Below are 19,725 nucleotides of genomic sequence, written 5' to 3'. Positions count from 1 at the left end.
TAAGAAGATAAATAACTATAACCCCCTATGAAAAAAACTACTTATCAAAACAAAGGTTTAGCAATATTGCTATTTTTATTGAGTTTGCAAACCTTTGCCCAAAACTATGTGCCGTTTTCATCTCGATTTGATCAAGATGTTAAAGGTGATATTGTTTTAATTGGTAATAATATTCTTGGTCCGAGTAATAATGCATTTAATAACAATTTTGAATATAATAATAGGGTCAATATGCAATATATTGATATTGATAGTGATCCATCAACGTTTAGTTCGTCTAGTGCAGATTTGGCTATTCCTAATCCAGATTGTTATCGTATAGTTAGAGCAGATTTGTATTGGGCGGCTGTTAATCCGGGAAGTGAACCAATAACAGATGTTAAATTTAAAGGTCCAACAGGGGGGTATAATGATATTACAGGTACTGTAATTTTTGATGCGGGTACAAGTTCTGTTGATGGAGGTAATAGTTATTCTTATGCATGCCATGCCGATGTTACTAGTATTGTTACAGCTTTTGGCTCTGTATCTGATTTGGGAACTTATACGGTTGCCAATGTATCATCTGCTGTAGGTAGATCTCAAAATGTTGGAAACGGAACAGGTCAGTCAGCAGGTTGGTCTCTTTTTATCGTATATGAAGATCCTACATTACCTGGTAAATCAATAACAAGTTTCGATGGGTTTAGTGCCATTAGTGCCGCCCAAAACCCTTTTGCTGATATTTCAATTAGTGGGTTTAGAACCGTTCCTGCTCCTGCGCCTGTAAGAGCTAATTTTGCATTTGCTACATTAGAAGGGGATAAACGTATTACAGGTGACCGTTTAAGACTTAATGGATCAAGTTTATCCACAGTAGATCGTCCTTCAAATAATTTTTTTAATAGTTCTGTTACTCAATTAAGTGCTTTACCTGTAAATAACAGGAATCCAAATAGTACTAATACTTTAGGTTTTGATACAGGTATTTTGTCTGTTCCTAATCCTTCCAATTCTGTTATTGCCAATGATGCAACTTCAGCTGTTGTACGTCTAGAAACTGGTGGAGACACGTATTTTCCATACTTTTTCGCAATGGCTGTAGAAATTATTGAACCAAAAATTGTACTTACTAAAATTGTTGAAGATAATACCGGTGCTAATATTGGTGGACAAATAGTAGAACTTGGTGATCAATTAAATTATGTTATCGGTTTCCAAAATACTGGTAATGATGATGCAACCGAGCTTTTTATTAGAGATATATTACCAACCAATGTGGTTTTTGATTACCCTAGTGATCTTGCTTTATTACCGCCAGGGGTTTCGGTAGAAAGTTATAACGAAGCTACAAGAGAGTTGCTTTTTAGAGTAGATCCATCTGCTGTAGAAGAAAACGATCCGGTTCAAGAAATTAGATTTGCAGTAACTGTAGTTGCAACTTGTAGTTTATTAAGTAATGCTTGTTCTAATTTAATTGATAATCAGGCTTTTGCGACTTATAAAGGAACGTTAAATCCGATTTTTACAATTTCTGATGATCCTAGTTTTTCTGAAAATACAGGCTGTTTATTAAATCCAGCAGCAACTAATTTTCTTGCAGATATTAACGATTGTGTTTTTGAAGAAGAAGTTATTTTATGTGGAGCCACTACTGAGTTAGTGGCCGCTGATGGTTATAACAACTATACATGGTCTACTAGTGAATCATTAACACCGGTTATAGGAAATACACAATCTATTACGGTTTCGGAAACAGGAACGTACTATGTTTATAATGAGGCTGTAGCGCCTTGTCAATCTATTACTCAGGTTTTTAGAGTTGTTAATTTTGGAACAACGGTTACTAACCCTGTAATTCCATTTGCAGATGAGGTTGTTGTTTGTCCGAATGATGGAAAGGAATTACCAAATATCTTTTTATGTGGTGCAAACGATTCAACTTCAATTCAAACAGGTATTTCCGATACATCGTCCATGATATGGGAAAAATTAAACGAAGCTAGTTGTGATGCTGTAACAAATCAAGATTGTGCTAACGAAAGTGATTCTTGTACATGGAATCAAGTTCAAACAGGACCAAATTTTGATGCCGATACTGCGGGGCAATACCGATTAACTTTAAATTACGCTGGAGGTTGTTTCAGTCAGTATTATTTTAATGTTTATGAAAATATATTAGAACCTAACGTATCATCACGCGATATATATTGTAACACTGCAGGAGAAATAGTAGTAGGTGGTGTACCTAGTGGATACGAATACAGTATTGATGGTACAAACTATCAAGATAGTAATGTGTTTTCTGTAACAACAGCAGATATTTATACGGTTTATATTAGACAAGTAGGTGTGTCTCCAAACCCATGTATTTTTACAGTACCAGATGTACAAATTAGAGAGCGTGATTTTACAACTTCAGTAATTATAGAGCAACCACTTTGTTACGGTGAAAAAGGAAATGTAATTCTTGCTGCTAACGATGTAAGAGCTCAATATAATTTTTCAATTTATAGTGGAGTTACCATTATTAACGGAGTTGGGCCAATAAATGATAGTAGTCATGAGTTTGAAAACCTTAACCCTGGTTTTTATACTGTTAATATTTCTACGGAAGATGGTTGTGTTCATTCTGAAATTATAGAAATTATTAATCCAGAATTATTAACAGCAACTTCTGCGTTAACAAGTCCTTTAACATGTTCTGATGGTGAAATTACAATTTATCCAGATGGAGGTACAGCACCATATTTTTATTTTATAAATGGCGCAACAGATTTTCAAACCGTTCCAACTATAGATTTTACAGCAGCAGGTGTTTTTGATATTAGAGTAGTAGATTCTAATAACTGTGTTGCCACGACGTCTATAACGGTAGAAGATAATCCTGCTCCAGTTTTCAATACAAGTCATGACGATATTTTATGTTACAATAATAATACTGGAGAAATTGAGTTTAATGTCACTAACGCAAATGGATATACTCTAGAATATAGTATTGATAATGGAGTTACTTACGTTACTAATCCTGTTTTTTCAAATCTTAGTACAGGAGATTATGAAGCTATTCTAAAATACTCTCTCGATGGGTCGGAATGTTTTTCAACCCCAGAAAGTATTACAATAAGCCAACCAGATAATGCTTTAACAGCATCATCTGGAGTGTCTGAATTAGCTGGTTGTGGACCTTCAGGAGAAGGTAAAGTACGTATTACAAATCCACAAGGCGGAACACCTCCTTATGAGTACAGTTTTGATAATCAAGGAAGTTGGATAACTTCAAACGAAGCTTTTGTAACTCCAGGAACTTATACATTATATATTAGGGATGCAAATGATTGTATTTATGCAATGCCAGAAATCACTTTAGATCCTGAGCCAGTAGATCCAACCATAGATATTTCTGAACCTGAATTTAACTGTGACGGTACAGCCAATGCAACTGTAACAGTTACCAACTCAGAGTTAGATATGTTTACTTATAACTACTTATTAGATGGTGTAGCAAATACAAATACAGCAGATCCAACTGTGTTTTTAGATGTGCCAAATGGTTCTCATACTATTACTGTAGATTATCAATTAAGAAGTGTAACTACGTATAGTAATTTATTATATGAAAACTTTGGATATGGTGAAGATACCTCTTCACCTGGGATAAACCCGACTTATTATTGTTTTGAAAGACAGGTAGTAGGGTCGGAATGTAAAGGTCAAATTAATATTCAAGATGGAGATTATTCTGTTACAGCTGAAATTGTAAGACCATATGGCACTTGGCTTCAACCTGGAGATCATACACCAGCGACGACACCGGCAACTGCAGATGGTAGATATTTGGCTGTAAATATTGGTTCTAGCATACCTGCAACTGAAATACTTTATGAAAAATTCATAGATAATATAATTCCAAATCAACCTATTAATGTTGAGTTTTATGCTATAAATCTATTGAGATCAGGGACATCAGGAGCTAATCCTGATTTAGCAGTTGCTTTAATTGATGCATCTGGTAATGAAATTTCTTCTTACAGTACGGGAGAAATACCAAAAAGTAATCAATGGGAAGAGTATCCAAAAACACCAATTACATTAGATCCAGGAGCTAACACTAGTTTACGATTTATATTAAGATCTAATGTGCAACAAAATGGAGGTAATGATGTTGCTGTTGATGATATTACCGTATATCAATTACCAAGAAGTTGTGTAACAGAAGTAGAATTTCCTTTTGTTGTAGATTCAGGTAGAGCTTTTTCTGCAAGTATAACAGGATCTGAAAATGTAAGTTGTAACGGAGCAACAGATGGTAGTATTAGTATTGCTGCTCAAAATTTTGATAGCACTACAGGATTTGAATATTCTACAGATAACGGAGCGACTTGGACAACCCAAATGACTTCTCCTTATACAATTACAGGTTTAGGTGCAGACACTTATGATGTGCTGATACGCTTTGAAACATGTAGTTTCCCTTTTTCTCAAACTATTTCTGAGCCAGGGCTTTTTGAAGTTACCGCTTCAGGAACACCAATTACATGTATTACTGGTTCTACAGTAACAGCATCGGCTTCAGGCGGAACAGCGGCTTATAGTTACGAGTTGTTAGAAACAGCAACTTTAAATTTAGTATCTAATTTCCCAAGTAATGGTATTTTAACAAATATTTCAGCAGGAGATTATACAATAAGAGCTACCGATGCTAACAATTGTACAGCTACTACTACACTTACTCTATCTGGTGTAACTGCTCCAACAGCAACAATAAGTACGAGTTCTAATTTCTGCTATAATCCAACAAGCGGCGGATCTTTAGTTGTAGATGCTGCAGGCGGACAAACTCCTTATGAATACAGTATTACAAGTGGAGTTTATCAAGATAGCAATACGTTTAACAATTTAGCACCAGGTAGCTATACAGTTACAGTTCGCGATGCTAACGGATGTACAGTTGTTTTACCTGCTGAAACTATAGCGCCTCAAGTAGCTGTAGCAGTAGAGTTAACAAAAGAATTAGATTGTACAACTTCTCCAGAAGCTTCAATTTCAGGAACTATTTCTCAAGGTTATGCTCCATATACAGTTGCTTTATTACAAGGTACAGGAACGGTATCTTTAACAGGAAACACATTTAGCTTAGATACAGCAATAGCCGGTGCTTATCAATTTGAAGTAACCGATTCTGAAGGTTGTGTTGTAGCATCTAATGTTATTAATGTAAATGCGATATCAACTCCAACAGTTTCAGCTACTCAAGTTAATGTTACTTGCAACAGTAATTCTGATGGATCATTACAGTTAACAGGCTCAGGAGGATCTGGTGGTTATACTTATAGTGATGATAATGTAACGTTTTCAGCAACAAACACCTTTACAGGTTTAGCGGCTGGTACTTATAGTTTTTATGTAAAAGATAGTAAAGATTGTACAAATACGGTAAGTGTTACTATTACAGAACCAACCACTTTAACAGCGACAGCAAATGCAACGGAGTTTAGTTGTAGTGCAACTAATACAAAAGAAGATGCCACAATTACTATTACTGTTCCAACAACGGGAACATCTCCTTATCAGTATAGTTTTAATGGTGGTACAACGTTTACATCTAATAATTCATTAACGATTAATGATAACGGAACAACACAAACATTTTCTTATGTTGTTAAAGATGCTAATGGTTGTTTAACAGCAGCTCAAAATATTTCTATTGAACCTTTAAACCCTCCAACAGATTTATCTGTTTCAGTAACCGATATTACGTGTTTAGCAACAGAAGCTACAGCAACTATAACGGCTACCAATGGAGTAGGAGTTTTACAATATGAAACTATTTCTCCTTCACCAATTATTGTAGCACAACAAACATCTAATGTTTTTAATAATCTAACTGCAGGAACTTATGTGTTTAGAGTAACAGATGTTAACGGTTGTTATTATACAGAATCTTATACTATCGATCCTGTTACAAACATTACCGTTACAGGTTTAAAATTAAGCGATGTACTTTGTAGTGGCGATACTACTGGAAGTGTTCAGTTTTCAGTAGCGGAATTTGCCTCAACTTATGCTTACACTATTAATGGAGGTACAGCTTTTACAGCGCAAACAAATGCAACAATAACACTAACAGGCTTACCTGCTGGAAATCAAACTATTGTTGTAACAGATGAAACTACGGGTTGTACAGCTACCGAAACCATTAACATTACGGAGCCAGCAACACCTTTATCTTTATCTGCAGTTGCAACTAATGTACATTGTAATAATTATAATTCACAAATAACGGTTACAGCAAATGACGGAACACCAAGTTATACTTATGCGGCAGTTTTAACAGGAGCAATACCTGCGGCAGCAGATTATAATAGTGGTAACGTTATTACTGTAAATACAAGTACGGCAGCCAATTTAATTTGGGACGTGTATGTTAAAGATGCTAATGGTTGTACAGAATTTACAACAGTTACCATTATAGCAGAAACAGGTCCAACAGTTACGGCGCCAGCGGTATCTAACCAATGTACTGCAGCTTCAGGATTTACGTTTACAGTTTCAGGTACAGGAATCGCTCCATTATCTTATAGTATTAATGGCGGTGCTTCTTTTCAAACCAGTCCTACATTTACAGTAAATACTCCAGGAAATTATACTATCACAATTAAAGATGGTAATGGATGTATAGCAACAAGTGCAACAACAACAGATGTTTATGCACCACTTAGTGCAAGTGTATTATTAACAGAAGATCTTACATGTTCTTTACCTGTTGAAGCATCTATTGATATTTCAGTATCAGGAGGAAATGCAACTTATACTTACGAGGTAAGTGATGATGGTGGTGCTAGTTACTCTACCATTTCAGGTTCACCTTATACAACAACTACAGCAGGCACATATCAATTTAGAATAACAGATGCCAACAGTTGTGATATTGTAACAAATAGTGTTACAGTTACACCAGCTACAGACCCAGTAATTTTAAGTGTAACCCAAACTCAAGATATTGCATGTTCTTCGGAAGAAACTGCGGCAATAGATATTTCTATAGATCCGTCGGTTGGTTTAGCGCCATTTGAAATAAATGTAACTAATACAACTACAGGTACAGATTATGGAACGCAAACTTCAGGTTTAGCAGCAGGAGATTATACAATTACAGTAACCGATGCTAAAGGTTGTACGGATACTGAAGCTATTAATATAGCACAGCCAGATCCAATTATTTTAGATTTTGATGTAGATCCAATTACTTGTGCAGCAGGTGGTGTTTCTTTAGGTCAAATTATTATAAATTCAGTTAGTGGTGGTACAGCTAATTATTCTTACCATGTTACAGGTGTAAATGGATACGATGTAGAAATAGCTAATCAACCAGGTACAAGTCAGGTTTTTGAAGTTGTAGATTTTGGTTTATATGAAATTATAATTACCGATGCGAATGGTTGTTCTGTAATTGAACAAAATATATTGGTAGCATCTCCACCAGATAATTTAGACATTGATATAAACACGACTGCGGATTGTTTGACAGGCGGAACTGCTGAGGTATCGATAGGATCACTTTTAACGGGTAACGGACCTTACCATTTTGCCATTTACGAAGGGTCAGGGATGGTGTATACGTCACCAACAAGTGGACCATGGCAAGATGAAGACGCTGTTGGTAGTGAAAAAACAACTTTTACAGGTTTAATTCCAGGAGCAACTTATACATTTATTGTTTTTGATGAATTAACAGGATGTTATTATTATGAAACATCGGATACAGCAGTGCCAACAAGCTCATCATTAACAACAACTTCAATTGTTCCTAACAACATTACCTGTACAGGTAGTGCAGATGGTACCGTCTCTTTTGATATTAACAGTATTTATGGTATTGATACCATTGTTAATTATGAAATTTATAATTCTCAATCTGTTACAACAACAGGTGTATCTGGAACAGGAACTGTACCAGCCAATGGTACTTTAACAGTTACAGATTTAGGTCTATTAGATTTTGGTAATTATATTATAGTTATAGAAGAAACTGTTGGAGTTAACGTAGGTTGTAGTGTGGTTACAAATTCATTTAACATTACAGAATCGGCTATTGAATTAAGCATAACAGCTTCATCTACAAAAAATGAAACTTGTAATGAGTTGGGTATTATTTCAGCTATAGCTAAAGACGGAACATCACCTTACGAATATCAGACTGTTTTAACAGGAGGTAGTGTAGATGATACAGCTTGGGGAACCTCTAATACGTTTAAATTAGCAGCAGGAGTTTACGATGTGTATACGCGAGATGCTTACGGTTGTGTTAGGTTTGAACAAGAAACTATTATTAAAGATCCGGAACCAACATTAAATACAGTGGCTCCGCAATGTTTTGATGGAACACCAATTAATATAACTTTAGTTGAAGGTACTGGTACAGCTATTACACCTTTAACTTACAGCATTGGTGGCGCATATCAATCTAGTCCTAATTTTACTATTACGGCAGCGCGAACTTATACTTTAAGTGTCCAAGATGGAAATGGTTGTATTGCAACACAAACTTACGTTGTAAACGCACCAATTTTATTAGATGCTAATCTTTCAAAAGAAATAGATTGTACAGTAACACCTGGTGCTACTATCGATTTAACACCTTCTGGAGGAACAGGAACTTATACCTATGAAGTTGATTATAACAGTACTGGTTATGCGGCTATAGCAGGTTCGCCTTACACGGCAGCTACAAGTGGAACATATCAATTTAGAGTTACAGATACACAAAATTGTATCGCAGAATCTGGAGTAATTGTTGTTGAAGATGCAATAATTCCAACATTAACTACAGTTGAAACGAACGTAACTTGTAATCTAGGTGCAGACGGAAGTATTACTGTTACAGCAACAGGAGGCGTAGCACCTTTTGAATATAGTATCGATGGTGGTGCTTTTCAGGCTTCAAATGTATTTAGTAATTTAAGCCAAGGATCTTACGATATTGTTGTTAGAGATAGCAAAAATTGTGAGTCCCTTCCAGTTTCAGTGACTATTACAGAACCTACAATTGTTACAGGTTCTGGAGTTTTAACACAAGAGTTAACATGTGGGGCAGGAAACGCAACACAGCAAGCTATTGTAACTGTTACAGGTAGCGGTGGTACATCACCTTATACTTACAGTTTTGATGGTGGTGCAAATTATACATCTACAAATACATTTAATACTTACAATTCTGGAACAGTTTCAGCTTTTGTAAAAGATGCCAATGGTTGTATTAGTGCAACTTCAATAGATGTGGTGGTGCCTCCAACAGATGCTCCAACCGATTTAGATTTTGCTGCAACAGCTATTACTTGTGATGTTACAACAAGCGAGGTAACTTTAACAGTAACAAATGGTATTGCTCCATTTACGTTTGAAATTATATCTCCTGCAGCAAGTGTTGCATCAAACGGAACAGGTGTTTTCTCTGGATTAGCAGTTGGTGATTATGTATTTACAGTTACCGATGCTAGTGGATGTTATTACACAGAATCTTATACTATAAACCCAGTTACTAATATTACAGTATCAGGATTATTAGTAGACGATGTTAGTTGTACATCTGGAAACGATGGCGCTGTAGATTTTACAGTAGCTAACTTTGCAAGCACTTATAGTTATACTATAAATGGAGGTACAGCAGTAACAGGACAAACAAGTTCTACTATAAATTTAACAGGATTGTCTGTTGGTAACCAAACTATAATAGTTACCGATGAGGCTACAAACTGTACAAGTACAGCAACTATTAATGTTAGTGAGCCTGCTTTATTAACGCTTGTAGAAGCAACTAATATTAATGCAAATTGTAATGTTGGTGCACAAGTAAGTGTAACGGCAAGTAATGGTACAGCTCCATATCAGTATGCTTTTGTTGAAGACGGTGTGGTACCAAGTACAGGAGATTATACAAATAGTGCAAGCGCTACTTTAGACCCAGCAACAAACACAAATTGGGATGTTTGGGTTATGGATAGCAACGGTTGTACAGATTTTATAGATGTTGTGATTACTACCGATGCTTTACCAACGGTAGATGTTCCAACTTTAGCATCAAATCAATGTAATTTAACAGGGGATGTTTACTCGTTTACAGTAACCAATCCAACAGGTGTTGTGCCGTTTGAGTATTCTATAGGGGAAGGCTTTCAAGCAGGTACAACATTCTCTGTTAACAATCCAGGAACGTATTTTGTAACTATTAAAGATGGTAACGGTTGTACATTTACAAATGCAACGCCAATAACTGTTTACGATGTTGTAGATGTTACATCTACTATCGAAGCGTTACCAAGTTGTAATGTAAACGATGGAGAGATTACAGTATCAGGTACTGGTGGTTCTGGTTCTTATGCATTCAGTATTAATCCTTCAGCAGGAATAACACAAGCAGGAAACACATTTTCAGGTCTTGCTGCCTTAACCAACTATACTGTAACTATTACAGATACAGTAACCAACTGTACAAATACAGTTGATGTTAATTTAGATCAAGCAACTCCGGTTAGCTTTACAGCAACAGCAATAGGTGTTACGTGTCTTGGTGATAGCGATGGTGTTATTACTGTAGATTTAGATGCATCTAATGATAATCCTTTATACACTTACGCTATTATTGCGGGACCAACAACGGTAACTGCGCAAAGCTCAAATGTATTTACAGGTTTACCAACAGGAAGTTATACAATTGAGGTAACTTCAGGAAGAGGTTGTACCGAAACAGAAATTGTATCAGTAGGTACGCCAACTGCTATTGTGGTTCCAATACCAACAGTTGAAGAGTTTGCTTGTATAGCAAATACAAATACATCAAACTATGCAACAATAACGGTAGCAGGTGTGTCTGGTGGTTCTGGTAATTTTATTACTTATGAATTTATTAGAGATGCCGATGGTGTTGTTGTTCAATCTAATTCTAGTAATGTTTACACAGTAACGAATACTTTAGGAGGAACATTCACAATAAATGTATATGATGATAAAGGATGTTTAGGTTCTACTTCGGCTTCGGTTAATCCATTTATTTCTTTAGATGATTTAACGATTACTATTGATAATGCTATTACATGTACAAATGATGAAGATGTTACAATTTCTGTAACAACATCAGGTGGTACGCCAACAAACTTACAATTCACTTTAGAAGATGTTGTTGGTAGTGTAAACGGCGGAGTTTATAGCCAAGTGAATACAACAGGAAACTTTACAGGTTTATCAATTGGTAATTATTTAGCTACAGTTGTTAATTTGGATACGGGTTGTATGGTACAAGATGTACACTATGTTAGTAACCCTGATACATTCGATCTTACTGTAGATAATGTAGTTGATGTTACTTGTTTTAGTGCTAATGATGGTAGTGTAGATGTTACATTTATTGATAGAACACCTACTCCGGTAGATAATGCAGGAGCATTTAATTATGAGGTATTCGATTATTTAGGTAATTCGGTTACAACCGGAACAGCAACAAACGCTGGGCCAGTTAATATTTCAGGACTTTTATCCGGAACATATAGCATTACGGCTACTTTAACAAATGCACCTTTTTGTACAGTAAATAAAAACTTTACTATTACTGCACCAACAGCAGCTTTAGCTATATCAGAAACACATACAGCTATTACTTGTGTAACGGGTAATAACGATGGTTCTATTTCTGCAAGTGCTACAGGTGGTTGGCCAGGTGCTTATGAATACCAGTTATCAAATACAGGCGGAACGGTTGTAGTACCGTTTGGAGCTGAAAGTAATTTTACTGGTTTAGTTGCCGGAAATTATACAGTGACTGTAAAAGATAGCTCTGGTTGTGAAGATTCTATTGATGTGTTGTTAGTAAACCCAACGCCAATTAATTTAACAGCGAGTGCAGATATTATTTTGCTAAACTGTTTTGGAGATAGTAATTCAACTATAACGGTTACTAGTACAGTAGGCGGACAAGGTAGTAACTACACATATACACTTAATATGGTTTCACCAACAGTAACGTCATCTGGCCCACAAACGGGAACATCGTTCTCAGGATTAGGCGCAGGAACTTATAATGTAACAGTAACCGATGGTTATAGTTGTAGTGAAACTTCAGCAGATATTATAATTACAGCACCTACAGAAGTAGAAGCAGTATTAGCAAAATCTACATCACCAACGTGTATCGATAGTGCCGAGTTAACTTTAAGTGCATCAGGAGGAACTGGGGCTTATGAATATAGTGAAACTAGTAATTTTGCAACAGTATTAGGTACGTTTGTATCTAGTGTTACTTTCGATGCTGCTCCAGGAGTTTATGCTTATTTTGTTAGAGATGCAAACGGCTGTACAGCAAATGTATCAAACGAGATTACTGTAGATGCATTACCTCCTTTAGAAGTAGATTTAGATACAACTAATGCAGCTATTAATTGTACTGGTGATACTACAGGAGTTATTATTGCTACAGCATCAGGTGGTTTAGGAAACTATATCTATACTTTACAAGATGGTTCTGGAACCGATATTACTCCAGCGCCAACTCAAAATAGTCCAGGTGTTTTCACAGGACTTACTGAAGGGAATTATTTAGTTGAGGTTGAAAGTGGAGATTGTTTAGAAACAAGTATTCCAGTTGCGATTACAGGACCTACAAATCCTTTAACTGTAAGTTATGTTGTGTCAGATGTAACATGTCCGGCTTCAGATGATGGTGTTTTAGATATTACTGCAACAGGCGGAACAGGTGTTATTAAATATGCTATTTCACCTAGATTAGATCAATTCTTTGACGATCCTACTTTCGATGATTTAGCTCCAGGAATTTACCAAGCTATTGTTCAAGATGAATTAGGTTGTTTTGTAATTATAGATTTCGAAGTTGAAGATGCTACACCTCTTGTGTTAAGTCTTGTACCAAATTCTACTTTCCCTGAAGTTTGTGATGGTGATATGGATGGTGAATTTAGTGTAGACCTTGTTGGTGGCGAAATGCCATATAGCGTTGTTCTAGACGATCTTACTGCTGGTTATACATTAGGAGGAGCAACTCAAACACAATTCGATTTTACTAACTTAAGTGGTGGCGATCATATTGTTTATGTTCGTGATAATTTAGGTTGTGAAACTGAATGGAATATTTCATTCCCAGAAGCGGTATTAATTAACCCAGAAGCTGAGGTTGAGTATGGTTGTTCAAACAATGCATCTACTAATACAGTAACTGTTTCTGTAGACGAAAGCATAACCGATTTAACCGATTTAGACTACTCATTAGATGGAGGTGCATATCAAGCTAGTAACATATTTACTAATGTGCCTGCAGGTCTTGGACATTATATAGATGTAAGACATACTAATGGTTGTATCAAGCGTACAGCACTTTTCGATATTAATGCTATTCAACCTTTATTATTAGGTATAGAGGCTGGTGGTTTAAATGAAATTGTTGCAACAGCAACAGGAGGAGAAGCACCTTACGAGTTTACTTTAAACGGTGAATCTTTCGGTAGTGCTACTTCATTTATTTATTACGAATCTGGAGATTACACGGTAACGGTAACCGATAGAAATGGTTGTATTGCAACAGCAACATTGTATTTTGAATTTGTTGATGTTTGTATTACTAATTACTTTACGCCAAATGGTGATGGTGTTTTAGATGAGTGGGGACCAGGTTGTACATCAATTTACAACGATTTAACTTTCGATATCTTCGATCGCTATGGTCGTGTGGTAGCTAAGTTAAAAGCTGGACAAAAATGGAACGGAGAATATCATGGTAAAGAACTACCTTCTGGAGATTACTGGTATGTAGTAAAACTTAATCATAGTAGAAATAACCGTGAGTTTGTTGGACATTTTACACTGTATAGGTAATGAAGACAAGTCTATTAATGTTTAGCTCAAAAGAAATTCAAATGAAAAAAATATTTATATATCTATTCCTTACAGTTATTGCAAACGCTTATAGTCAGGAACTTAACTTACCAGTTTTTACGCAACATTTAGCTGAAAACGATTTTGTAATATCGCCAACCTATGCAGGAATTGGCGATAACTTAAGACTAAGAGCTAATGGTTTAACGCAATGGGTTGGTATTAAAGATGCACCCGATAATCAATCGCTTTATGCTGATTTTAGAATTGCCGATCGTTCTGGTGTTGGTGTGTCTTTGTACAATGATAGAAATGGGTATACCATCCAAACGGGAGCTAAATTCTCGTTTGCTCACCATCTTATTTTAGATTATTATTCTAAGCAATACTTATCTTTTGGTATTTCTTTCAATATTAATAATTTCAGAATTGATGTCGATAAGTTTAACACTACTATTGAAAACCCGGTAATAGATCCGTTTGTTACTGACGATAGAAAAACATCAAATCAAAACTTCGATGTTGGTGCTTTATATCGTAATCATGGTTTCTTTTTAAGTTTCAATGCAAACAATGTACTTGCTAAACAAATTGAAGATTTTAGAGCGTTAGAACCAAATTTACTTTTAAACTATCAAATATATTCAGGATATACTTTTGAAGGACCAAAGAAAAGTGGCATCGAATTCGAGCCTTCAATTTTTTATCAAATGTTTGCAAGTGATAAACGTTCTGCAACTGATATCAACTTCAAAATGCGTAAGTTTAGTAGAAATGAAGACTATTATTGGGCCGGTATTTCATACCGTTTTCTTAACGATCAATTAATGAAACCTTTGAATATTGGACCAATGGCTGGTTTTAAAAAGAATATATTTTATTTTGGGTATTCGTACCAAGTAACCATGAATGGGTTGTCGTCTTATAACTCAGGAACGCATGTAATTACTATTGGTTTAGATTTTCTACAAGGTATAAGCAATTGCCCTTGTACGCAAAGTGCTGTGCATAAGTAATGCATTAAACGTTGTTTAAATCATAAAATGTTACACTACTTTTGTAGCTTCAAAAATGTAATATTTTTAGAATGGAATTACGAGCTAAACAGCGTATAGCTTTAAGTGTTTACTTTTTTTTATCAGGAATTTGTTTTGCTTCTTGGGCATCACGAATTCCTACCATAAAAACGTTTTTTAATTTAAACGAAGCCGAACTTGGAACCATACTTATCGCTATGCCAATAAGTTCTTTAATTGGTTTACCTATATCAGGTTGGTTAGTTTCTAAATTTGATAGCCGTGTTCCGTTAATATTTGCCTTTGTATTTTTTTCAATATCATTGGCAATGATAGGGTTTGCAACCACAACAATAGGTTTGGTTTTGGCTATTTCTAGTTTTGCATTTTGCTTACGGATTTTGAATATTTCTATAAACACACAATCCATCACTTTACAGAAGAAATTTGAAAAGCGGGTAGTAGGAGCTTTTCACGGGCTTTGGAGCACAGGAGGTCTGTTTGGGGTTTTATTTTCGACTTTAATGGTGAAGTTTGAAGTGCCTATTGGAACTCACTTATTGAGCATAGCCATTTTTACAATAACTGTGGCTCTAGCAACTTACAAATTCACTTTAAAAAATGATAAAGCACCTTCAGGGAATAAATTGATAATGAGTAAACCTGATCCATATATTATGTGTTTGGGTATTATTGTCTTCTTTGCAGCCATTTGCGAAGGTGGCATGTTCGACTGGAGTGGTGTTTACTTTAAAGAAGTTCTAAAGGAAGATGTTTTTACTTATGGTTATTTAATGTTTATGACAACCATGGCATTATCTCGTTTCTTTTCAGATAAGTTGGTAACCCGAATAGGTGTTTTAAAAACCTACCTTTTAAGCAGTACTTTAATTGTCATAGGTATTTCTATGGCAGTGTTATTACCTAAGTTCTGGACCGCTTTATTTGGTTTCTTTTTAGTTGGTTTTGGTACGGCTGCATTTTTTCCGCTTACCATGTCTTTAGCGGGAAGTTCTAAAAAATATTCACCAGGCATGGCAATTTCAATAATAACAACCTACGCCATTGCAGGAATGCTTATCGGGCCGCCATTAATTGGTTATTTAGCGCATGCTTTTGGCTTAAAAAATGCTTTTGGGCTCTTTATAGTGGTTGGTTTACTGTTTATTCCAGTAGCTTTTGCACTATTTCGATTTGAAGAAAAAGTAGAATCGTAATAAGTTATTATTTCTCTACAATTTCTATTTCGAATAATTTATCCCAACGTTTACCTGTTACAAATATGGTTTTAGTTTTAGGGTTGTAAGCAATGCCATTTAAAACATCTAAACCATCGTGTTGGGTTACAAGCTTCTTTAATGGAGAAAAGTCTATTACACCTATTACAGCACCGTTTTTTGGGTTAATAATAGCTACACCATCTTTTTGATAACGGTTTGCGAAAATTTTACCATCAATCCATTCCATTTCGTTGATGCCGATAATTTTACCTTTATTGGTAAATACTTGTATATATTCTTCTTCAACTAAAGTTTCAGGGTTTAATAACCATATTTTTTCGGTACCATCACTTTTATAAATCGATTTGTCGTTGTGTGTTAATCCCCAACCTTCTTTACTGTTAGCGTATTTAAAGCTGTTTAATTTCTCAAAGGTATTGGCATCGTAAACAAAACCTGTTCCTTTTTGCCATGTTAATTGGTAAACTTTATCGTTAAGTACGGTTAAACCTTCACCAAAAAACTCATCGGCTAAATTGATGTTTTTAAATACTTTTCCTGTTTTGTAATCTACTTTTCTAAGTTTAGATTCTTTGTGTTGACCTGTACTTTCGTAAAGTGTATCCTTGTAAAATTCTAAACCTTGCGTGTAAGATGTAATGTCATGTGGATATTCATTTAAAATATTATAAGTAAATATTTTTGGAGATTCATTATTCAAAATAGTAACCGATGTCGTAATCGTTTGCTTTTCGCCATTAAAGTAAACAGTAGCTTCTACAGTTTGCTTTCCTAGTTTAAAATTGCTTAAATCGAAATTGTTATCAATTTGTTTGCCATCTAATGTATAAGAAACGGAATCGATTTTATGACTTTTTTTGTTTTCTAAACTTAGTTTTAGAGTCTCATTTACTGAAATATTGCCTTTTTTGGCGTTTGTTATGACGCTGAAATCATTTTTTTTGAGTCCGTTATTAGATCCGCAAGCAATAATAATTGTGCTTAAAAATATGATTGTTAAGTGTTTGAATGTTTTCATTTTGAGCTTTAAATTTTAAGCAAGATATTTATTTAAAATCAGAGTAAAAAAATATTGTGAATTTTTTAAAAGGTTGTATATTTGCACCCGGCAAGTCCTACACAACTAGCTCCTGTTGAATCCTCCAGGGCGGGAACGCAGCAAAGGTAAATGGTTGTAGCAGTGTGATGTAGGTAGCTTGCCTTTTTTTATATAATAAACTGAAATCTTGAAAGCTTATGCTTATCGAGATTTTTTAGTTTTAAAGCGTTTCTTCATTTTAAAACTATCTTGTAAATTAAGCGGTATATTAAAATTCATTGTTAATTTTGTACTCATAATATCATTCTAAAAATTATGTCTAAAGTTGTATTAATTACAGGAGGTTCTTCGGGAATAGGTAAATCTATTGGTGAGTTTTTAAAAACAAGAGGATTTATTGTTTATGGAACCAGCAGAAATCCAGAAAAATATAAGGAAAGTAAATTCCCTATTTTGGCTTTAGATGTAAAAGACAACCAAACTATTTTAGAAACCGTTTCTACAATTATTGAGAAAGAGGGCAGACTAGATGTTGTGGTTAATAATGCGGGTGCTGGAATTACAGGACCTATTGAAGAAATTCCGGATGCAGAAATTAAAAATAATTTTGACACTAATTTCTTCGGACCTATAAATGTGATAAAAGCGGTTTTACCACAGATGAGAAAGCAAAATGCAGGCTTAATTATAAATGTAACCTCTATAGCGGGCTATATGGGTTTACCTTATCGTGGCGTTTATAGTGCGAGTAAAGGTGCTTTAGAATTAATTACTGAAGCTTTCAGGATGGAGTTAAAGGATTTTAATATTAAAATGACTAATGTTGCTCCTGGTGATTTTGCAACTAATATTGCTGCGGGTAGATATCATGCGCCATTATTAGAAAATTCACCTTACAAAAAGCCTTATGGCGATACATTAAGCTTAATGGACTCTCATGTTGAAGGTGGAAGTGACCCAGGGGAAATGGCTCAGGCAGTTTTTAATATTATCAATACTAAAAACCCTAAAATACATTACAAAGTGGGGGTGTTTATGCAGAAATTTTCTATTGTATTGAAGCGTATTCTTCCGGATAAGGTTTATGAAAAAATGCTAATGAATCACTATAAATTATAGAAACTTATTTGTTAAGTAACCCAACAAGTTGCTCTTCAAACTTACCATAAAAAATATTAGTATTCCCATTAACAATCTTCTTATTTTTATTGATAATGAAGGTTTTTGTCATAGGGTGAATAGCTAAAGCTTCTGTAGCTAGTTTTGGCGATTTAAAGAAGTATTCATTACCGCTCACAAAGCCATTAGATTGTAATGCGCGTTTTGCCTTGTTTACATTATAGCTGTCAATATTGATACTTACAAATGTTACTTCTGGATATTTTGATTTTAATCGGTTTAACTTGTGATGGCTGCTTTTAAAATGATCGTAATACGTATTAGACCAAAACGTAATTACCGTTGTGCCATTAACCAAATCGCTTAAATCTTTAGAGTTGTTTTTATAATCTACAATATCCAGATTAGGTAAACTGTTTCCAGCATTTAACTTGCTAACAGCTTCGGCAAAATTGATAATCATTTTTTTGCCTTTAACATTTTCAGTTTTAGCTAAATAATTTTTAAGAATGGTATTGGTTTCGTCAGTATCATCACTTAAAGATAAAAATTTAACCGTGTAATGGTATAGCAATTCTTCTTTTAAACCTTTATCGGAAATTAAACTGTCTATTTGTTTTAGTCTATCTAGGTTAAAACAAAGCGAGCGACCTTTTTTAAAGTCGTCTTTGTTGCAATGGTCCATATGCTCGTTGAGCGCAAGGTTGCTAACATTCGATTTTAAAAACCATTTATAAGCAATAAAGTCTTTTAGTTTAGCATTATTATAATCTATATTATTTCTATAAGCATAAAAATCTTTAGGTAGTGTTTTAAAAATTTCTTCTATTTGATTTCTATTACTTCTAAATGGGTAAGTTTCTTTACTCGCGTAATATGAGTAATTAATGTGTTGTAAAATTAAATTCTCGAAAGCATCACTAACATCGTTCTTCTTTTTGAACTTTTTGAATTGTGCAATTTGAGATTGTTTTATAGAATCTAGTTTAGAAGTAAAAGCTTGAGGATTTAGTGATCTAAATCTACGAACGGCTTGTTCTGTTTTTTTGTTTTCTAAAAACTCGTTAAGTAAAAAATTGTTTTGCTTTGCGCCACGACCTGTATAAACTAGCGATTCATCAAAATCAAAAGTATTTAACCTAAATAGTAAACTATCATTAGGTTCTAACATAATCATTTGATATTCGCTACCGTGTCTAAACGTGTAAATACCTGGGTAGAAGTTATCTATTTTGTAAAAGAAACGATTTCGTCCATCGAGCTTAATAGTGTCAATAGTTTTGTTTTTACTCTCTAGAATAATGGTGTTTTCAGTAGGATTTATAATTTCACCTCCAATATAGGCAAAATCATCGCTCTCGTTGTGAGCGCTATTTTTGCAGCTTGATATTAGAAGTACAATTGATAATATTGAAAATAATACTCTCATGTAAAAATCCTTAATTAGGTAAAG

Annotated in this window: 6 protein-coding genes and 1 other RNA gene; 5 read left to right on the top strand and 2 right to left on the bottom strand. The window is 34.7% G+C overall.

The genetic code is table 11. The features are described 5' to 3' along the window. Positions 1-27: 27 nt before the first annotated feature. The 3 genes from DFQ06_RS15040 to DFQ06_RS15030 all read left to right on the top strand — a co-directional run bounded on the left by DFQ06_RS15040 (position 28) and on the right by DFQ06_RS15030 (position 16,090). A complete protein-coding gene (locus DFQ06_RS15040; RefSeq protein WP_133968584.1) occupies positions 28-13,857 on the top strand; it encodes a T9SS type B sorting domain-containing protein in 13,830 nt (4,609 codons plus the stop codon). A 41-nt stretch (positions 13,858-13,898) separates the two neighbouring features. Continuing rightward, on the top strand, positions 13,899-14,873 hold the full coding sequence (locus DFQ06_RS15035) for a PorP/SprF family type IX secretion system membrane protein (RefSeq protein ID WP_074940557.1): 975 nt from the start codon (positions 13,899-13,901) through the stop codon (positions 14,871-14,873). Between the two features lie 71 nt (positions 14,874-14,944). Beyond that, a complete protein-coding gene (locus DFQ06_RS15030; RefSeq protein WP_133968582.1) occupies positions 14,945-16,090 on the top strand; it encodes an MFS transporter in 1,146 nt (381 codons plus the stop codon). A 7-nt stretch (positions 16,091-16,097) separates the two neighbouring features. Here DFQ06_RS15030 and DFQ06_RS15025 read toward each other — a convergent pair whose 3' ends face one another. Further along, the gene (locus tag DFQ06_RS15025; protein WP_074940524.1) at positions 16,098-17,132 is read right to left on the bottom strand and encodes a glutaminyl-peptide cyclotransferase; all 1,035 of its coding nucleotides are present in this window, start codon (positions 17,130-17,132) and stop codon (positions 16,098-16,100) included. Positions 17,133-17,220: 88 nt separating this feature from the next. Here DFQ06_RS15025 and ffs point away from each other — a divergent pair. Both ffs and DFQ06_RS15015 read left to right on the top strand, forming a co-directional pair. Beyond that, an RNA gene (gene ffs / locus DFQ06_RS15020) (signal recognition particle sRNA small type) lies at positions 17,221-17,319 on the top strand. A 149-nt stretch (positions 17,320-17,468) separates the two neighbouring features. Further along, positions 17,469-18,272, top strand: a complete 804-nt coding sequence (locus tag DFQ06_RS15015; RefSeq protein ID WP_133968580.1) for an SDR family oxidoreductase — start codon at positions 17,469-17,471, stop codon at positions 18,270-18,272. A gap of 4 nt (positions 18,273-18,276) precedes the next feature. Here DFQ06_RS15015 and DFQ06_RS15010 read toward each other — a convergent pair whose 3' ends face one another. Continuing rightward, a complete protein-coding gene (locus tag DFQ06_RS15010) occupies positions 18,277-19,701 on the bottom strand; it encodes a TlpA family protein disulfide reductase (protein ID WP_052415381.1) in 1,425 nt (474 codons plus the stop codon). Between the last annotated feature and the right edge of the window lie 24 nt (positions 19,702-19,725).

Source organism: Algibacter lectus, from assembly GCF_004368925.1.
GTDB lineage: Bacteria > Bacteroidota > Bacteroidia > Flavobacteriales > Flavobacteriaceae > Algibacter > Algibacter lectus.
The sequence above is the reverse complement of the archived record's forward strand: the minus strand, read 5'-3'. Positions and strand labels throughout refer to the sequence as shown.

What these genes read in the sequence shown, in the direction of transcription:
- DFQ06_RS15015 (WP_133968580.1), top strand. Translation starts at nt 17,469, where the DNA reads ATGTCTAAAGTTGTATTAATTACAGGAGGTTCTTCGGGAATAGGTAAA.
- DFQ06_RS15010 (WP_052415381.1), bottom strand. Translation starts at nt 19,701, where the DNA reads ATGAGAGTATTATTTTCAATATTATCAATTGTACTTCTAATATCAAGC.
- DFQ06_RS15025 (WP_074940524.1), bottom strand. Translation starts at nt 17,132, where the DNA reads ATGAAAACATTCAAACACTTAACAATCATATTTTTAAGCACAATTATT.
- DFQ06_RS15040 (WP_133968584.1), top strand. Translation starts at nt 28, where the DNA reads ATGAAAAAAACTACTTATCAAAACAAAGGTTTAGCAATATTGCTATTT.
- DFQ06_RS15035 (WP_074940557.1), top strand. Translation starts at nt 13,899, where the DNA reads ATGAAAAAAATATTTATATATCTATTCCTTACAGTTATTGCAAACGCT.
- DFQ06_RS15030 (WP_133968582.1), top strand. Translation starts at nt 14,945, where the DNA reads ATGGAATTACGAGCTAAACAGCGTATAGCTTTAAGTGTTTACTTTTTT.